At 34.2% G+C, this 15,956-nt stretch carries 13 protein-coding genes; 12 read left to right on the forward strand and 1 reads right to left on the reverse strand.

Features of this window, described 5'->3' with window-relative positions:
* Positions 1–489 precede the first annotated feature (489 nt).
* Positions 490–1,125 carry a hypothetical protein gene (locus tag HMPREF9402_RS07810; protein WP_009607063.1) on the reverse strand — a complete coding sequence of 212 codons (636 nt, stop codon included), beginning with the start codon at positions 1,123–1,125 and terminating at the stop codon, positions 490–492.
* A gap of 242 nt (positions 1,126–1,367) precedes the next feature.
* Here HMPREF9402_RS07810 and HMPREF9402_RS07815 point away from each other — a divergent pair, with 242 nt between their 5' ends.
* The 12 genes from HMPREF9402_RS07815 (at position 1,368) to HMPREF9402_RS07865 (ending at position 15,920) form a co-directional block, all read left to right on the forward strand.
* Positions 1,368–2,663 carry a Na+/H+ antiporter NhaC family protein gene (locus HMPREF9402_RS07815; protein WP_006784721.1) on the forward strand — a complete coding sequence of 432 codons (1,296 nt, stop codon included), beginning with the start codon at positions 1,368–1,370 and terminating at the stop codon, positions 2,661–2,663.
* Between the two features lie 240 nt (positions 2,664–2,903).
* Positions 2,904–4,850, forward strand: coding sequence for a GTP-binding protein (locus tag HMPREF9402_RS07820; protein ID WP_009607065.1), 1,947 nt, complete (start codon positions 2,904–2,906; stop codon positions 4,848–4,850).
* A gap of 362 nt (positions 4,851–5,212) precedes the next feature.
* Positions 5,213–6,556 (forward strand): ABC transporter substrate-binding protein, encoded by a 1,344-nt coding sequence (locus HMPREF9402_RS07825; RefSeq protein WP_006784719.1) that lies wholly within the window; start codon positions 5,213–5,215, stop codon positions 6,554–6,556.
* A 3-nt stretch (positions 6,557–6,559) separates the two neighbouring features.
* Positions 6,560–7,486 (forward strand): carbohydrate ABC transporter permease, encoded by a 927-nt coding sequence (locus tag HMPREF9402_RS07830; protein WP_006784718.1) that lies wholly within the window; start codon positions 6,560–6,562, stop codon positions 7,484–7,486.
* A 10-nt stretch (positions 7,487–7,496) separates the two neighbouring features.
* A complete protein-coding gene (locus tag HMPREF9402_RS07835) occupies positions 7,497–8,357 on the forward strand; it encodes a carbohydrate ABC transporter permease (RefSeq protein ID WP_006784717.1) in 861 nt (286 codons plus the stop codon).
* 118 nt (positions 8,358–8,475) lie between these two features.
* Positions 8,476–9,585 (forward strand): glycoside hydrolase family 88/105 protein, encoded by a 1,110-nt coding sequence (locus HMPREF9402_RS07840; protein ID WP_006784716.1) that lies wholly within the window; start codon positions 8,476–8,478, stop codon positions 9,583–9,585.
* On the forward strand, positions 9,575–9,952 hold the full coding sequence (locus HMPREF9402_RS14710) for a glycosyl hydrolase family 28-related protein (RefSeq protein WP_009607062.1): 378 nt from the start codon (positions 9,575–9,577) through the stop codon (positions 9,950–9,952). Before HMPREF9402_RS07840 ends, HMPREF9402_RS14710 begins: the two co-directional genes overlap by 11 nt.
* Positions 9,909–11,156 carry a glycoside hydrolase family 28 protein gene (locus tag HMPREF9402_RS07845; RefSeq protein ID WP_009607074.1) on the forward strand — a complete coding sequence of 416 codons (1,248 nt, stop codon included), beginning with the start codon at positions 9,909–9,911 and terminating at the stop codon, positions 11,154–11,156. Before HMPREF9402_RS14710 ends, HMPREF9402_RS07845 begins: the two co-directional genes overlap by 44 nt.
* Positions 11,131–11,526, forward strand: coding sequence for an RDD family protein (locus tag HMPREF9402_RS07850; protein WP_006784714.1), 396 nt, complete (start codon positions 11,131–11,133; stop codon positions 11,524–11,526). The genes HMPREF9402_RS07845 and HMPREF9402_RS07850 overlap by 26 nt, the downstream gene beginning before the upstream one ends.
* Before the next feature lie 6 nt (positions 11,527–11,532).
* On the forward strand, positions 11,533–12,942 hold the full coding sequence (gene uxaC, locus HMPREF9402_RS07855; RefSeq protein ID WP_006784713.1) for a glucuronate isomerase: 1,410 nt from the start codon (positions 11,533–11,535) through the stop codon (positions 12,940–12,942).
* Positions 12,943–12,961: 19 nt separating this feature from the next.
* Positions 12,962–14,419: a tagaturonate reductase gene (locus HMPREF9402_RS07860; protein ID WP_009607067.1), complete on the forward strand. Its 1,458-nt coding sequence runs from the start codon at positions 12,962–12,964 to the stop codon at positions 14,417–14,419.
* Between the two features lie 13 nt (positions 14,420–14,432).
* Positions 14,433–15,920 (forward strand): UxaA family hydrolase, encoded by a 1,488-nt coding sequence (locus HMPREF9402_RS07865; protein ID WP_039930898.1) that lies wholly within the window; start codon positions 14,433–14,435, stop codon positions 15,918–15,920.
* The last annotated feature ends 36 nt before the right edge of the window (positions 15,921–15,956 follow it).

Here is a 15,956-nt window from a genome sequence, read left to right on the forward strand (position 1 = left end):
ATTATAGAACCAAAATTCTTATCTTATAAAAGAAGGGGGGATAGGGTGGAATTTTGACTAGAACGGTGAAGGGATATGAAGAGATGGTAAACTCAAAAAATGAAGCCGATATTAGAAGTAGAACGAGTTAAAAGTGTGCTACCTGATTTAATTCTCTAAACGTTTGAACAGGTAGCAGTTAGCTTACTTCATTTAGAAAAAACATTCATGAAAGCAATTAAAATATTGATTGAAAAGATCAATTAAGTGAGGCGTTGATTGTGTTCAAAATTTATACTATCTAGTTCATAATGATTTTTTGAACCAGATGACATACATGCTTTTCTCAAGCCGCCTATAAAGTAAAAAAACATTGTTTATGCACAGATTAAGATTTGATTATTCTTAAATAAGAAAAAAAAGTCTATTAGATAGGGATTACCTATTAAAAATTTGAGTCGACATTAAGGAAAAGGAGCCTCTTAAAGGCGGCTCCTTTTCTACTTTAGTTCAATGTAATAGATTTTTAGGTAGAATACCTGTTTTTTTCCAAGCATAATAGACACTTAGTTGATAGACTTGAGGTTCTTTAATTTTTTCTAAGAAGGTTGCTGCTTCTTCATCAGCGGTAAAAATCGCTTTGATAGCAGGGCATATTTTTAATGCTTGATCGTATCGGTAAGTATTTTCACAAGGTGTAGCGGGTCCTGTATGCCATCTGATTAATAAAATTTCCTCAAGTGTTAGACGAATATATTGCTGCGCAATAATGACGCTTTTTTCTCCATGACCGAGAGGAAAATCATCGATGCAGTCATAGGTGAAGTAGCATTCTTTTTCATTTTTTTGATTGTATCGAAGTTTTAAAACGGGTTTGAAAATATTCACTTTACATAAATCATGTAAATAGCCTGCTAAGTAGATACTTTCAAGTGTTAATCCTAGATGGAATCGTTTGTTTTTTTCGATTAGTAATTCAACAACGTTATGACTATGGATGGCTAATCCATATGGATAATTACAATGCCCCCTTACACTAGCAGGTGCAAGGAAGTAATCACTTTTATTTAGAAATTTTATTAGGTCTTCCATTCCTTCCCGCTCAATGGAGTTAAGTCGGCCTAAGATTACTTGCTTTACACTCATTATTATGTCTCTCCTACATTTATAAACGTTTTCTTTACTATATCTTATATGAGTAGTGAAAGTATCGGAATTTTTGTCGAAAGAAATGAGTTTTTTTTGACTAAATGTAAAGAAGTTATGTAAAATGATGTTCTAAATAGTTGACAACATTCGACAATCAAAGTAAACTTAAAAAGTCTATAAATTTTTAGGCTAAACTATCAACAATGAAGCTATATGTAGGTTTGTAGGAGGTTGAGAAAATGAATAAGTTGAAAGATAAGGGAAATCCGTGGGCGTTATTACCGCTAGGATTATTTTTAGTATTGTTTGTGGGAAGTGGAGTTATCACAGGTGATTTTTACTATATGCCGGTGTTAGTTGCGTTTATGTTAGCAGCTGCTTGTGCCTTTTTATTTAATCGTACAGCAACCTTTAACGAGAAAATCGCCGTTTTTTGTAAGGGAGCAGGTCATGAAAATATTATCATGATGATTGTTATTTTTTTATTAGCTGGAGCTTTTTCAGGTGTTGCAAAATCTATTGGTGCCGTGGACGCAACCGTAAATATGAGTTTATCTGTGTTACCCCCTAATTTAGTCGTTGCAGGATTGTTTATTATTGCAAGTTTTATTTCTATTTCAATGGGAACATCGGTTGGAACGATTACGGCTTTAACACCAATTGGATTAGGGATTGCTAATGCCACAGGAATTCCTGTGGCTCTTGTTGTTGGAGCGGTTGTAGGGGGAGGAATGTTCGGTGATAATTTATCGATGATTTCTGATACAACGATTGCTGCTGTTAGAACTCAAGGTTGTGAATTAAAGGATAAGTTTAAAGTAAACTTCTTTATCGTCTTACCAGCTGCGATTATTTCTTTGATATTATTAGTCGTGACGACAATGTCATTTGATCAAACCACAACGATGGTTGGAAGTTTTGAGTGGATTAAAGTTTTACCGTACTTATATATTTTAGTGGGTGCATTAGTCGGAATTAATGTATTTGCTTTATTAAGTAGTGGGGTGTTAGTAGCAGGAGTGATTGGGTTATTTACACACGCGGCTACTCTACCAGATTTAATTCAATCGGCGTCTTCAGGAATGGCTGGAATGCAAGAATTAGCTATCATTTGTTTAATTGTAGGGGGAACACTAGAGTTAATTAAGTTTAATGGTGGGATTCAATTTTTATTACATCTTTTAACTTCTCGAATTAAATCTAAAAAAGGTGCTGAATTTGCTATTGCAGGATTAGTTAGTTTAGTTGATATTTGTACAGCTAACAATACGATTGCCATTGTGGTATCTGGTCCTCTAGCAAAAAATATTGCTGATGAATATGAGATTGATCCTAAGCGTTCGGCTAGTTTATTAGATATTTTCTCATCATGTTGGCAAGGTTTAATTCCATACGGAGCTCAACTTTTAGGAGCAGCTGGTTTAGCAGCTATTTCTCCATTTGAAATTATCCCATATGTTCATTATCCAATGTTAATGGGACTTTTCGGATTATTAGCCATTATGTTTGGTTTTCCGAAAATAAATAAAAAATAATCAAAAAAAGCACCGCATGAAGCGGTGCTTTTTTGATAAGTAGAAAAATAGGATAGGGGATAAAAACTTGGGGAGAGTTTATCCGTTTTTAGAGTGGTGTATTTTCTAACCATGCTATTATCTCATATTATTTGAAGGATAGCAATTATTTTTAGAACAAATGTTCGAATAATGTTATAAGGACAGTTTAAAAAAGATTTGATATAATAAAAAAATAAGTTTATAAATAGAGGTGTCATCATGAAAAAAACGATTGGAATGTTTGCGCATGTGGATAGTGGTAAAACAACATTATCAGAGCAACTTCTTTATTTAACGAATTCCATTAGGCAATGTGGACGTGTCGATCATCAAAGCTCTTTTTTAGATCATCACGATATTGAAAAAAAACGTGGGATTACAGTATTTGCAGAACAAGCAACTTTTTCTTATAATGGTCATGACTATTATTTAATTGATACACCTGGGCACATTGATTTTTCAACGGAGATGGAACGCTCTATTCAGATTATGGACTATGCGATATTAGTTATCAGTGCAGTCGAGGGGATTCAGGGCCATACGGAAACGATTTGGAATTTATTAGAGAGGTATCAGATTCCGATTTTTATTTTTATTAATAAAATAGATCGTGAAGGCACCGATCTTTCAACTCTCTTAAACGAAATAGAGCAGAAATTTAAAGTCGATTCCATTTTTATTGAAGCGAGTGAACAAATTAAAGAGTTATCATTAGAAATAATTGAAACAGTTGCTCAAACAGATGAGTCTTTAATGTCAGAATATTTTGAAGGAAATCTTGAACGTGATTATTGGATTAAAGCTCTTAAAGTTAAAATAAAGCAAAAAAAGATGATCCCCGTTATGGCGGGTTCTGCTTTAAAGAATATCGGAATTGCTGATTTTTTATGGGTGCTAGATGAATTAACTGAAACAAACTACTCCATACAGGATTCTTTTTCAGGACGTGTGTATAAAATTCGATATGATGAAAAAGGGGAAAGAGTCACTTTTCTTAAATTATTATCGGGTTCGTTATCCGTTAAAGATACGTTTATTCACCAAAAGACGCAATGTCAGGAAAAGATTAATCAGATTCGAGTCTATCAAGGAAGTAAATATGAAAGTGTCTCTTATGTCGAGGCAGGACAATTAGTTGGTGTGACGGGATTATGTGATTTTAGAATTTTTGATGGGATAGGTGACTTAGTTGAAAGACACTCTTGTGAATTATTGCCTGCCTTAAGTGTGACGGTTCTTTATGATTCATCTATCAATCCCCTTGAGATGTTATCTTATTTTAGGCGATTAGAGGATGAGGATCCTTCGCTAGGTGTTGTTTGGAATGAAGAGACCAAACAAATTCAGATTCAAATTATGGGCATCATTCAATTAGATGTTTTGAAGAATCTGATGAAAGAGAGATATCACAAGGATATTTCATTTGGACCGTGTGAGGTGATTTATCTTGAAACGATTGCTGATTCAGTGATTGGGAGAGGACATTATGAACCATTAAAGCATTATGCAGAAGTTCATCTTTTAATTGAGGCCGCAGACCGAGGGTGTGGAGTCCAGTTTCAATCGAATTGTCATATAGAACAGTTACCAATCAATTATCAAAATCTCATCAAACAGCAAGTATTAGAAAGAAAAATTGTAGGGATTTTAACAGGGTCTCGAGTCACGGATATTAAAGTAACGTTATTAACGGGAGCAGCTCATCCTAAGCATACGAGTGGAGGAGATTTTTATGAGGCAACATCTCGTGCGATTCGTCAAGGTTTAGAAAAAGCAAACTCAATAATTTTAGAACCGTATTACGATTTTAAAATAGAAGTTGATCTATCGTTAATGGGAAAAGTTATCACGGATATTCAAAAATCTGCTGGGACATTTGAATCGCCAGTCACTAGAAATGATCAATGTATTATTAAAGGGAGAGTTCCTGTTGCAACATTTATGGATTATCCCATTGAATTTTTATCTTATACAAAAGGATTAGGGAAAATTTCATTGCGTGTTAGGGGATATGATGTGTGTCATAACCAAGCAAGTATCATTGAATTGAAACAATATAATAAAGAGGAGGATCGCTCAAATCCTTCTGCCTCTATTTTTTGTTCAAAAGGAAGCGGGTTTATTGTTCCTTGGGATTTAGCGGATGATTATATGCATTGTGATTAACAGATGGTAAAGAGTTACCATCTTTTTTTATTAAATTAATCAGGTAAAAAAGTTGAAGTTCAAAGTAAAAAACGACAAAATCGACAAAAACCAACAATCCTAGTTGTTTTGGTTCTGAGCATATGTCTTTTGGGAAAAAATTCAAAAAATCACAAAGATTTTAAACAAAGTCACAAATTATTTGGTGGAATTATCTTGTGACATTGGAAAAAGTATGATAATTTTGAGTTAAGCGTTTCCAACCGAATGAAGTTCGCATATACGAACGAGAAAAAGAGGGGCAATCTGGTGAACCAACCGGGGGGATTCACTAAATCAAAAACAGCTATTAAGTTGTAAAAAAATCTAGGGAGGGTTTTTAAGTGAAAAAAATATGGTCTTTAGCAACTGTTTTTGCTTGTGCTGCAACATTAGTGGCTTGTTCAGGGAACGAAGCAAAAGATAACGGTTCAACAACAACACCAGAATCATCAACAACACAAGAGGGGACAACAACTGAATCAAATGATCCAGTATCATTCCGTTTCTCTTGGTGGGGAGGAGATTCACGTCATGCGGCGACATTAGAGGTGATTGAATTGTACATGGAGGAAAATCCACACGTTACAATCATACCTGAATATGCGGCTTGGTCTGGATTTCAAGATAAATTTACAACGCAATATGCAGGGGGAACAAATGCAGATTTAATGCAAGTAAACTACAACTGGTTATGGATTTACTCACCAGATGGTGATGGGTTCTACGATTTAAATACGTTATCTAATTTAGAATTAGGAAACTATAATTCATCTTTATTAGATGCAATGACAATTGAAAATAAACTTCAAGCTATTCCAACAAGTATTACCGCTCGTGTACCATTCTTAAATACAACGCTTTACTCAAATGCTGGAGTCGACATTCCAACAACTTGGGACGAATTAATGGATGCTGGTAAAGCAATTCAATCATCATTAGGAGATAACTACTACGCACTAAGTAAATTAGGAAAAGCAGGAATGATGTATTTAGTCTTCAGTTACTTAGAGCAAGAAACAGGGAAAACATTCTTTGATACTGATGGAAACATTCAATACTCAGTTGAAGAATTAACAGCTGGATATCAATTATTAGCAGACATGGTTGAAAATCATGTAATGCCTGCTGGAAATGTTGATTCAAATGAATTAGATGAGAAAAATCCAAAATGGATCACTGGAGAATACGGTGGAATTAATGAGTGGGATTCAAGTGCCGCTAAATACATTGATACGTTAGAAGAAGGTCAAGTAGTAGAACCGTTCGCTCAATTCACAATGGATGGAGCAAAATTAACTGGTAATATTCAAAAACCTTCAATGGGATTTGCAATTAGTAAAAATGCTCAAAATCCTGAAGAAGTTGCAAAATTCTTAAACTGGATGTTAACAGATGAAAAAGCAGTTGAAATCATGGGAACTCAACGTGGAATTCCTGCTAACCAAGCTGGATATGATATTTTAGTTGATAAAGGATTATTAACTGGTGTAACGGTAGAGGCTTACAATATGCACTCAAATATTGAATCAACAATCATGCATCCATTCTTTGAATACACAGATGTAAAAGATTTATATGAAGGTGCAGGAGAGGCTGTCGTGTTTGGAACAATGACACCACAAGAAGCGGCTGAAAAAGTTATTAAAGAAATGCCAAGAATTATGGATGAAGCAATGGGGCGATAAAAGGTGGAAAATGTAAAAAAGGTTGCGAATAGCACAATCAAAAATGAGGCGAAAGTAAAAAAGAAATTTAAGTTTAATAGTTCTTATTTATATGTATTACCGTGGGTAATTGGATTCTTAGTTTTTAAATTAAATCCATTCATCGATGCATTAGTTTTGAGTTTACAACAAAACAACTTGATTCGTGCACCAAAATTTATTGGATTTGAAAACTATCGTTACTTATTAATGGAAGATGAATTGTTCAAAACATCATTAATGGTTACCTTCAAATATGTCTTCTTAACGGTACCGTTAGTACTTGTGTTTGCATTATTTATTGCATACATCTTAAACTTTAAAATTAAAGGGGTTAACTTCTTCCGTACCGCTTATTATATTCCATCGATTCTTGGGGGAAGTGTTGCCGTTTCAATCGTTTGGAAATTTATTTTTGGTAATGATGGAGTTATCAATGCTTGTTTAAATTTAGTGGGGTTAGAATCAGTGATGTGGTTAACAGATACACGTTATGCGATTATTGTTTTAAGTTTATTAAAAGCATGGCAGTTTGGATCAGTTATGTTAATCTTCTTATCAGCACTTCAAAATGTTCCACAATCTTTATATGAAGCAGCTTCAATTGATGGAGCAGGAAAATGGCGTTCATTCTTTGCGATTACCGTTCCATCCATTACACCAGTTATTTTATTTAACGCGGTTCAATTATTAGTTAAGTCTTTCCAAGAGTTCAACTCAGCTTACTTAATTTCTGATGGAGGTCCATTAAACTCAACTTACTTATTAAACCTTTTCATTTACCGAAATGCGTTTAGTAGTTTTAAAATGGGATATGCCTCTGCCGCATCTTGGGTAATGTTCATTATCATTATGGCATTAACAGCGGTAGTATTCAGAAGCTCAAATTATTGGGTACATTATAACGATTAAGGAGATGAGTATGGTGAAAGGTCTTTCAAAACAAAAAATCAATGCAACAGTACGTTTCATGGTCCTCGCAATCGTTGGATTCTTCATGATGTACCCTTTGCTTTGGCTTGTAGGAGCAATCTTTAAAACAAACACAGAAATCTTTACGTCAGCAGCATTCTGGCCAAAAGATATTCAAAATGGTTGGGAATCAATCGTAAATGGATGGAAAACAAATACACCATTTAACTTAGGATATTATTTCATGAACTCAATGAAATATTTAATTCCAAGAACAATTTTCACAGTTGTTTCAAGCATTTTAACGGCTTATGTTTTAACACGCCGTAGCTTTAAATTTAAAAAGTTTGTATTTGTGATGGTAATTGGGACTTTATTAATGCCAGATGTTATTTTCCGTATTCCTCTATACTTATTCTGGCGTGATCTTAATTTATTAGATACACATATTCCTTTATGGTTAGATAGTGCATTTGCAACTAACTCATTCTTTGTTTTCATGTTAATTCAATTTATGCGTACCATTCCTAAAGAGTTAGATGAAGCAGCTAAAATGGATGGATGTAACTCATTCCAAACATTAGTTCACATCTTAATTCCAGTGATGAAACCAACAATTGTTACGGTAGCATTATTAACATTTATGTGGGGAATGAATGATTTCCAAGGACCGTTAATTTATATTTCAAGTATTGACAAGTATCCATTATCAATTGCGATGCGTTTAGCAATGGATAACACAGATTCAGCTGTTCAATATCGAAATATTTTCGCAATGTCATTAATGTCAATTATCCCTTCAATTATCTTATTCTATTGTGCACAAGGATATTTCATTGACGGTATTGCATCAACAGGTTCAAAAGAATAGTTTATTAACCATAAATAACTAATGACTTCGGTCATTAGTTATTTATCTTTTATTAGAATAAAAAGAAAAGTTTCACAAAAAAACAAACCAGGGTTATCTAAAGTTGGAGGATGTGAGGATGTTGAAGCAATTAGAAACATATTTTAAATCTTATATTAATCAGTTTAAACCATATAAGGGATTTTGGTGCTATGAAGATGGTGTCATTTTAAAGGGAGCACAAGACTTATATATCGCAACAAATGATGAGTTTTATTGGGATTATATACAAGCTTATTTAAATGAATTCGTGGATCAAGAGGGGAATTTAAAAGGGTATAATTCATCAGAATATAACATTGATCACGTAAATGCTGGAAAAGTTTTATTCTTTGCTTATGAAAAAACAAATGATGAGCGATATAAAGTAGCCATCGAACATCAAATGGATCAATTAAGAACACATCCTAGAACAAATAGTGGTAACTTCTGGCATAAAAATCGATACCCACATCAAGTATGGTTAGATGGGCTGTACATGGCATTACCGTTTTTTACCGAATATGAAACGGTATTTAATGGAAAACAACAGTATGAAGATATTTATAAACAATTCATGGAAGTGTATAAAACACACCGTAATAAAGAATGCGGATTATATTATCATGCATGGGATGAGTCGAAATCAATGTTCTGGTGTGATGAAGAAACGGGATTGTCTAAAAATTACTGGCTACGTGCAGAAGGATGGCTATTAATGGCATTAATTGATTCGATCGATAAAATGAGCGAAACAATTTTTGAATATTATAAGGGATTAATTGACATGTTTGTTGAGAGTATCGATGATATTTTACCTTATCAGGATGAAAAAACAGGATTATGGTATCAAGTGATTGATGCGATGGATCGTGAAGGAAATTATTTAGAAGTTTCAGGAACTGCAATGGTGATTTATTCAATTTTAAAAGGGGTTCGTTTGGATGTTTTAGATGAATCATATAAAGAAAAGGCAATTAAATCATTAAAAGGAATTTTAGAAGTGTATGGATATGAGGACGAAGCTGGGTATCATATTGGTGGAATTTGTGAAGTAGCGGGACTTGGAAGTTTTAATGGTGTTGTACGCGATGGAAGTTTTGAGTATTACATTTCAGAAAAAGTGGTGCCGGATGAAGCAAAAGGAATTGGACCACTGATGATGGCCTATGCAGAATATTTAATGGTTGGTGGAAATGATGAACTTTAATATTGTTTTACAAACATCCTCAAGTTTAACACTAGAACTTGAAAATCAATCATGTTTTAAATCAAGTCAACCGTATACCTTAAAATTAAATGATGAAATAATTGATGAGCATTTAGTCCAAAATGTTTATTCTATTTATCGGTTACAACCAAGTACTGCGTATATGGTCACGATTATCAATGAAGAAACAGGTGAATCTCTATCAAAAGAGGTATATACAAAAAAAGAAAGTATTTGTTTAAATGTTAAGCACTTTAATGCTAAAGGTGACGGGATAACTGATGATACGTTAGCTATTCAAGCCGCAATTATGTCTTGTCCTGATGATGGGCGAGTTTTTTATTCCAAAAGGGACTTATGCGACTAAAACGATTTTCTTAAAATCTAACTTAACGTTAGAATTAGAAAAAGGAGCAACCTTATTATATAGTGCCTCATTTGAAAGTGGTGCAATATTACCTGGATATACCAAAAATTCAAATCATGAAGAGTATTATTTAGGTTCATGGGAAGGGAATCCACTCGATACGTTTACAGCATTGATTCAAGGGGTTAATGTTTCAAATGTTAATTTAATTGGTGAAGGTGTATTAGATGGAAATGGATCTATTGGATGGTGGGACTTTCCAAAGGTAAGAAATGTGGCTTGGCGTCCACGTTTATTTCAAATTATTCATTCTCATCATGTCAACGTTCAAGGGATTACCTTACAAAATTCTCCCTCTTGGACTGTTCATCCCTTATTCTCGGATGATTTGAAGTTTATTGATTTAAAAATTATTAATCCCAAAGATTCACCGAATACGGATGGATTAGATCCTGAATCTTGTCATCGTGTTTTAATTCTTGGGGTTCATTTCTCAGTTGGGGATGACTGTATTGCCATCAAATCTGGAAAAATTTATTTAGGAAGTCGTTTAAAACGAGCTTCAGAATATATTACGATTCGAAATTGTAGTATGAACTTTGGTCATGGTGCAGTTGTTATTGGAAGCGAAATGGCTGGAGGTGTTAAGCATATTCTAGTGGAGCAATGTTTATTTAACGAAACAGATCGTGGGCTTCGAATTAAGACACGCCGTGGACGTGGAGAGGCTGCAATTGTTGAAGATGTCACATTCCGTCACATCGAGATGGAGAAGGTACTAACTCCATTAGTGGTAAACTGTTTCTATTTCTGTGATCCAGATGGTCATAGTGAATATGTTAAGACGAAGGAAACTTTACCGGTCGATTATCGAACACCAGATATCCGTGATTTTTGTTTTGAAGATATTAAATGTCGTCATTCAGAAATTGCAGCGGCTTATTTTTATGGCTTACCAGAGAAACCGATTGAACGGTTAAGTTTAAAAGATTGTGTTTTCCATTTCACAACAGAGGCAGAGCCAGGAGTTCCTGCTATGATGGATGATATTCCTAATTATTGTCAAAATGGGATGGTTTTAAACAATATAATTGAAGTAAATTTAGAAAATGTAACGTTTGAAAATGTGATTGGCGATCCAATGCAAATTCAAAATGTTAAAAAGGTGGTAGTTGACGGTGTTATTAAGGAGAATTATTGCTGAAATTATTGATATTTTTGTTCTGATTGGAGGAACTGCACTCGGAATATTTCTTGCCGGACAACTCAATGGGATGTTTGAGGAGTCATTTACATTATTAACGATTAGTGAGCTGTGTATCATTGTATTAATTCCAATTGCGCTTCAATCATTATTTTGGTTAGAACGTACAACAATTGGAAAAACAATGGTCTTTTGTAAAGTCGTGACAAATGATGAATCCGATTTAAATTATTTTGCGATGTTTACACGCGAATACGTCTCAAAAGTTTTCTCTTGCTATTTAGTTTGTTTACCGATTTTTGCAAGAAAACCAGGATTGCATGAGGTGATTACAAACTCGAAAGTTGAATTAAAATTAAAAAGGGGATAAAAGGATATGAAAGGATTTTTAACAGAAGATTTCTTACTTCAAAATGAAACGGCTAAAGTTTTATATCACCAACATGCCAAAAAAATGCCAATTATTGATTTTCATAGTCATTTAAGTGCAAAAGAAATTTATGAAAATAATAAATTCTCAAATATTTCAGAAGTATGGCTTGGAGGGGATCATTATAAGTGGCGTGCGATGCGTGCTCTTGGCGTGAACGAATCAATTATCACTGGAAAAGAGGTATCAGGAGAAGAAAAATTTAATGCATGGGCTAGTTCGATGCCATATTTAATTGGAAATCCACTTTATCACTGGACACATTTAGAATTACAACGTTACTTCAACATCAAAACACCATTGAGTGCAAAATCAGCCAAAGAAATTTATGAAGAATGTAATCGTTTATTAGCAACGGAAGATTTCCGAGTACGTGGATTAATCGATATGATGAATGTCGAAGTCATTTGTACAACGGATGATCCATGTGATGATTTAAAATATCATCAGTTAATTAAAGAAGAAGGAACTTGTAAAGCTCAAATTTTACCAACTTTCCGACCTGATAAAGCGGTTAATATTGAATTAAGCTGGTTTACCGCTTGGGTTCAAACGTTAAGTCAAGTAGTTGGATATGACATTCATGAGTTATCTGATTTATTTAAAGCATTAGAAGAGCGTATGGATTTCTTCGTTGAGTGTGGATGTAAAGCCTGCGATAACGGGGTAGATGTTTTAGCATTTACTGATTCAACAGTTGAAGAAGCTGCTGAAATCTTTAAAAAAGCGATGTCTGGTGCGACTTTAACAAAAGAAGAAGTTGAGAAATACAAAACACAACTTTATTTATTCCTCGGGGAACAATACCATAACCGTGGTTGGGTGATGCAATTTCATATTGGAGCACAACGTAATAATAATACGACAATGCTTGAAAAATTAGGGCCAGATACAGGATATGATTCAATCAATAACTCTTTAGATACACAAAAATTATCTAAATTCTTAAATAGTTTAAATTTAAAAGGCGCATTACCAAAAACGATTATTTACGATTTAAATCCAAGCGATAATCATAAAGTCGTCACTTTAATGCAATGTTTCCAAGATGGTGTGACACCAGGTAAAATTCAGTTTGGATCTGGATGGTGGTTTAACGATCATAAAGATGGAATGAATGATCAAATGCGCGCGTTAGCAGCAAACGGTGTATTAGCAAAATTTGTTGGGATGTTAACAGATTCAAGAAGTTTCTTATCATTCCCTCGTCATGAATATTTCCGACGTCTATTATGTCAATTATTAGGGGAATATGTTGAAAATGGGGAATATCCAAATGATGTAGAGTTCTTAGGACAAATTGTAGAAGATATTTGCTATAACAATGCAAAATCATTCTTTAATTTAGATAAATAATTGTTTGTGGGGGTCAATAATGAAAGCATTAAATAATGAAATTTTACCAAATAGAAAAGAAAGACCGATAAAAATTGTTCAATTTGGAGAAGGAAACTTCTTAAGAGCATTCGTCGATTGGATGATTCAAGAATTAAATGACGCTGGAGTATATAATGGAAATATTGCCGTTGTCCAACCACAACCTTTTGGACGTGTGAAAGAATTAGCGGAACAAAATGGATTATATACGGTGATTCAAGAAGGGGTTCAAAATAATGAATTCGTTTCAAAATCACAAATTATTGATAGTATTAGTGAATTTATTGATCCATATATGAATTTTGAAGCTTATTTACAATTAGCTGAAGTTGAAACCTTAGAATTAATGATTTCAAACACAACTGAAGCCGGAATTGTGTTAGATGAATCAGATTCGATTGAAGCAACACCACCTAAAACATTCCCTGGTAAAGTGTTAGCCTTCTTACTTCATCGCTATCGTCATTTCAATGGAGATCTGACAAAAGGATTATACATTGTTCCATGCGAATTAATTGATAATAATGGAGACGAGTTACATCGTTGTGTGAAACGTTTAGCAGAAGTTCATCACCTTGAAGAAGGATTTATGACATGGTTAGACGAAGCGAATACCTTCACCAATACATTAGTTGATCGTATTGTTCCGGGATATCCTGCTAAACGTATTGAAGAATTTACAAACCAATTTGGTTATTTAGATAAAAATATGGTACTAGGTGAAGTCTTCCATTTATGGGTGATTGAGGATCGAAATGGTATTTCTTCTGTTTTAAAAGGAGCAGAAGCCAACTTAAATATCTTATTTGTGAAAGATATTAAACCTTACAAAATCCGCAAAGTCCGTATTTTAAATGGACTGCATACGTTAATGGTTCCTGTTTCTTACTTATATGGGATTGATACAGTTGGAGAAACAATGAACGATGACTTAATGTTAACTTTCTTAAATCATACGGTAGAAGATGAGATGATTCCGGCAACGGAACGCTATTTAACTGCTGCTGAGTTACGTCAGTTTGCCAAAGAAGTTTATGACCGATTTAATAATCCTCGTGTCCGCCACGAATTAATGTCAATTGCTTTAAATTCAACTTCAAAATTCAAAAGTCGTTTATTACCCACAGCATTGGATTATGTTGAACGCTTTGGGAAATTCCCAACACACATTGAATTCTCATTGGCAAGTTTATTAGTGTTCTTCCGTGGAAAACGAGGGACTGAGGTCATTGCGCTTCAAGATGAGGCAGATTTCTTAGAATTCTATCGAAATGTTTGGAATCGTTATGAAGCAGGAACTGCAACGGTTCGTGATGTCGTGACTGAATTTTTAGGAATGGAAGATCATTGGGAAATGAATTTAAATGAGATTCCAAACTTAACTGATGAATTAACAGCGATTGTTGAAGACATCTTAAGTGATGGAATGGAAACTGCATTAAAAAAAGTTTGTTAGTGGTGGGGATATGATGAGACCGTTTATTAAATTAGATGAAGATGATAATGTAGTCGTTGCCTTGGTTAATTTACAACCAGGTGACGAACTAACGATTGATGAGCACTCAATCGTTGTAAAAGAAGAAATCAAAAAAGGACATAAATTAGCCATCAAAAAGATTGAAGAAAATCAAGATGTTGTCAAATACGGTTTTGCGATTGGACATGCAACCCAATTCATTGAAGTGGGAACTCATGTTCATACTCAGAATGTGAAAACGAATTTAAATGATTGTTTATCTTATGAGTACCAGCCTAAATCAAAACGTGCTGATAAATTGTTAATGGATCGTGAAATTCGCGTTTATCATCGTAAAAATTGGGATATTGGAATTCGTAATGAATTATGGATTATTCCAACTGTTGGATGCGTTAATAAGACAGCTGAAATTATCAAAGATCGTTTCTTAAAAGAAGTTGATAATCTAACGATTGATGGTGTATTCTCATATGCCCATCCATTTGGATGTTCTCAGATGGGGGATGACCATGAGACAACTCGTAAAATCTTACAAAATATTGCTAAACATCCGAATGCAGGTGGAGTTTTAGTACTTGGACTTGGATGTGAAAATAATCAAGTTTCAACATTTAAAGAAACAATGGGTGAGTATGATGAAGAACGAGTACGCTTCTTAGTTGCTCAAGATGTTGAAGATGAGATTGAAGCAGGTGTCAAAATTCTTCATGAGTTATATGAGGTCATGAAACAAGATTATCGTGCGACTTCTTTACTTCGTAACTTACGTGTTGGGTTAAAATGTGGAGGAAGTGATGGATTCTCAGGAATTACGGCAAATCCTTTACTTGGATATTTCTCTGATTATTTAGTAAAAAGTGGGGGAACAACTGTTTTAACGGAGGTTCCAGAAATGTTTGGAGCTGAAACGATTTTAATGAATCGTGCTAAAGATGAGGCAACGTTTGATAAAATTGTCCATTTAATCAATGATTTTAAAGGGTATTATGAACGAAACCATCAAGTGTGTTATGAAAATCCAAGTCCTGGAAATAAGGCGGGTGGAATTACCACACTTGAAGATAAATCATTAGGATGCACCCAAAAAGCAGGAACATCTGAAGTGGTCGATGTTTTGAGATATACGGATCGTTTAGAACATAATGGCTTAAATTTACTTCAAGGGCCAGGAAATGACTTAGTGGCAGTGACAGCTCTTGGAAGTGCCGGATGTCATTTAGCCTTATTTACGACTGGGCGTGGAACCCCATTCGGTGGATTTATTCCAACGGTAAAAGTAGCGACTAATTCTGACTTAGCCAATAAGAAAAAACATTGGATTGACTTTGATGCGGGTGCTATGTTAACCGCATCAACGACAGAAGAGGTCGTTGAAGATTTTATTAATTATATTTGCGATGTATGTAGTGGAAAATGGACAAATAATGAATTTAATGGACACCGTGAAATTGATATTTGGAAATCAGGTGTAACATTATAACAATCCATAAAAAGACACTTAAATATGTTAAAACTT

It is taken from the genome of Turicibacter sp. HGF1, from assembly GCF_000191865.1.
Lineage (GTDB): Bacteria > Bacillota_I > Bacilli_A > MOL361 > Turicibacteraceae > Turicibacter > Turicibacter sanguinis.

What these genes read in the sequence shown, in the direction of transcription:
- HMPREF9402_RS14710 (WP_009607062.1), top strand. Translation starts at nt 9,575, where the DNA reads ATGAACTTTAATATTGTTTTACAAACATCCTCAAGTTTAACACTAGAA.
- HMPREF9402_RS07860 (WP_009607067.1), top strand. Translation starts at nt 12,962, where the DNA reads ATGAAAGCATTAAATAATGAAATTTTACCAAATAGAAAAGAAAGACCG.
- HMPREF9402_RS07840 (WP_006784716.1), top strand. Translation starts at nt 8,476, where the DNA reads ATGTTGAAGCAATTAGAAACATATTTTAAATCTTATATTAATCAGTTT.
- HMPREF9402_RS07845 (WP_009607074.1), top strand. Translation starts at nt 9,909, where the DNA reads ATGATGGGCGAGTTTTTTATTCCAAAAGGGACTTATGCGACTAAAACG.
- HMPREF9402_RS07815 (WP_006784721.1), top strand. Translation starts at nt 1,368, where the DNA reads ATGAATAAGTTGAAAGATAAGGGAAATCCGTGGGCGTTATTACCGCTA.
- uxaC (WP_006784713.1), top strand. Translation starts at nt 11,533, where the DNA reads ATGAAAGGATTTTTAACAGAAGATTTCTTACTTCAAAATGAAACGGCT.
- HMPREF9402_RS07820 (WP_009607065.1), top strand. Translation starts at nt 2,904, where the DNA reads ATGAAAAAAACGATTGGAATGTTTGCGCATGTGGATAGTGGTAAAACA.
- HMPREF9402_RS07835 (WP_006784717.1), top strand. Translation starts at nt 7,497, where the DNA reads ATGGTGAAAGGTCTTTCAAAACAAAAAATCAATGCAACAGTACGTTTC.
- HMPREF9402_RS07810 (WP_009607063.1), bottom strand. Translation starts at nt 1,125, where the DNA reads ATGAGTGTAAAGCAAGTAATCTTAGGCCGACTTAACTCCATTGAGCGG.
- HMPREF9402_RS07865 (WP_039930898.1), top strand. Translation starts at nt 14,433, where the DNA reads ATGAGACCGTTTATTAAATTAGATGAAGATGATAATGTAGTCGTTGCC.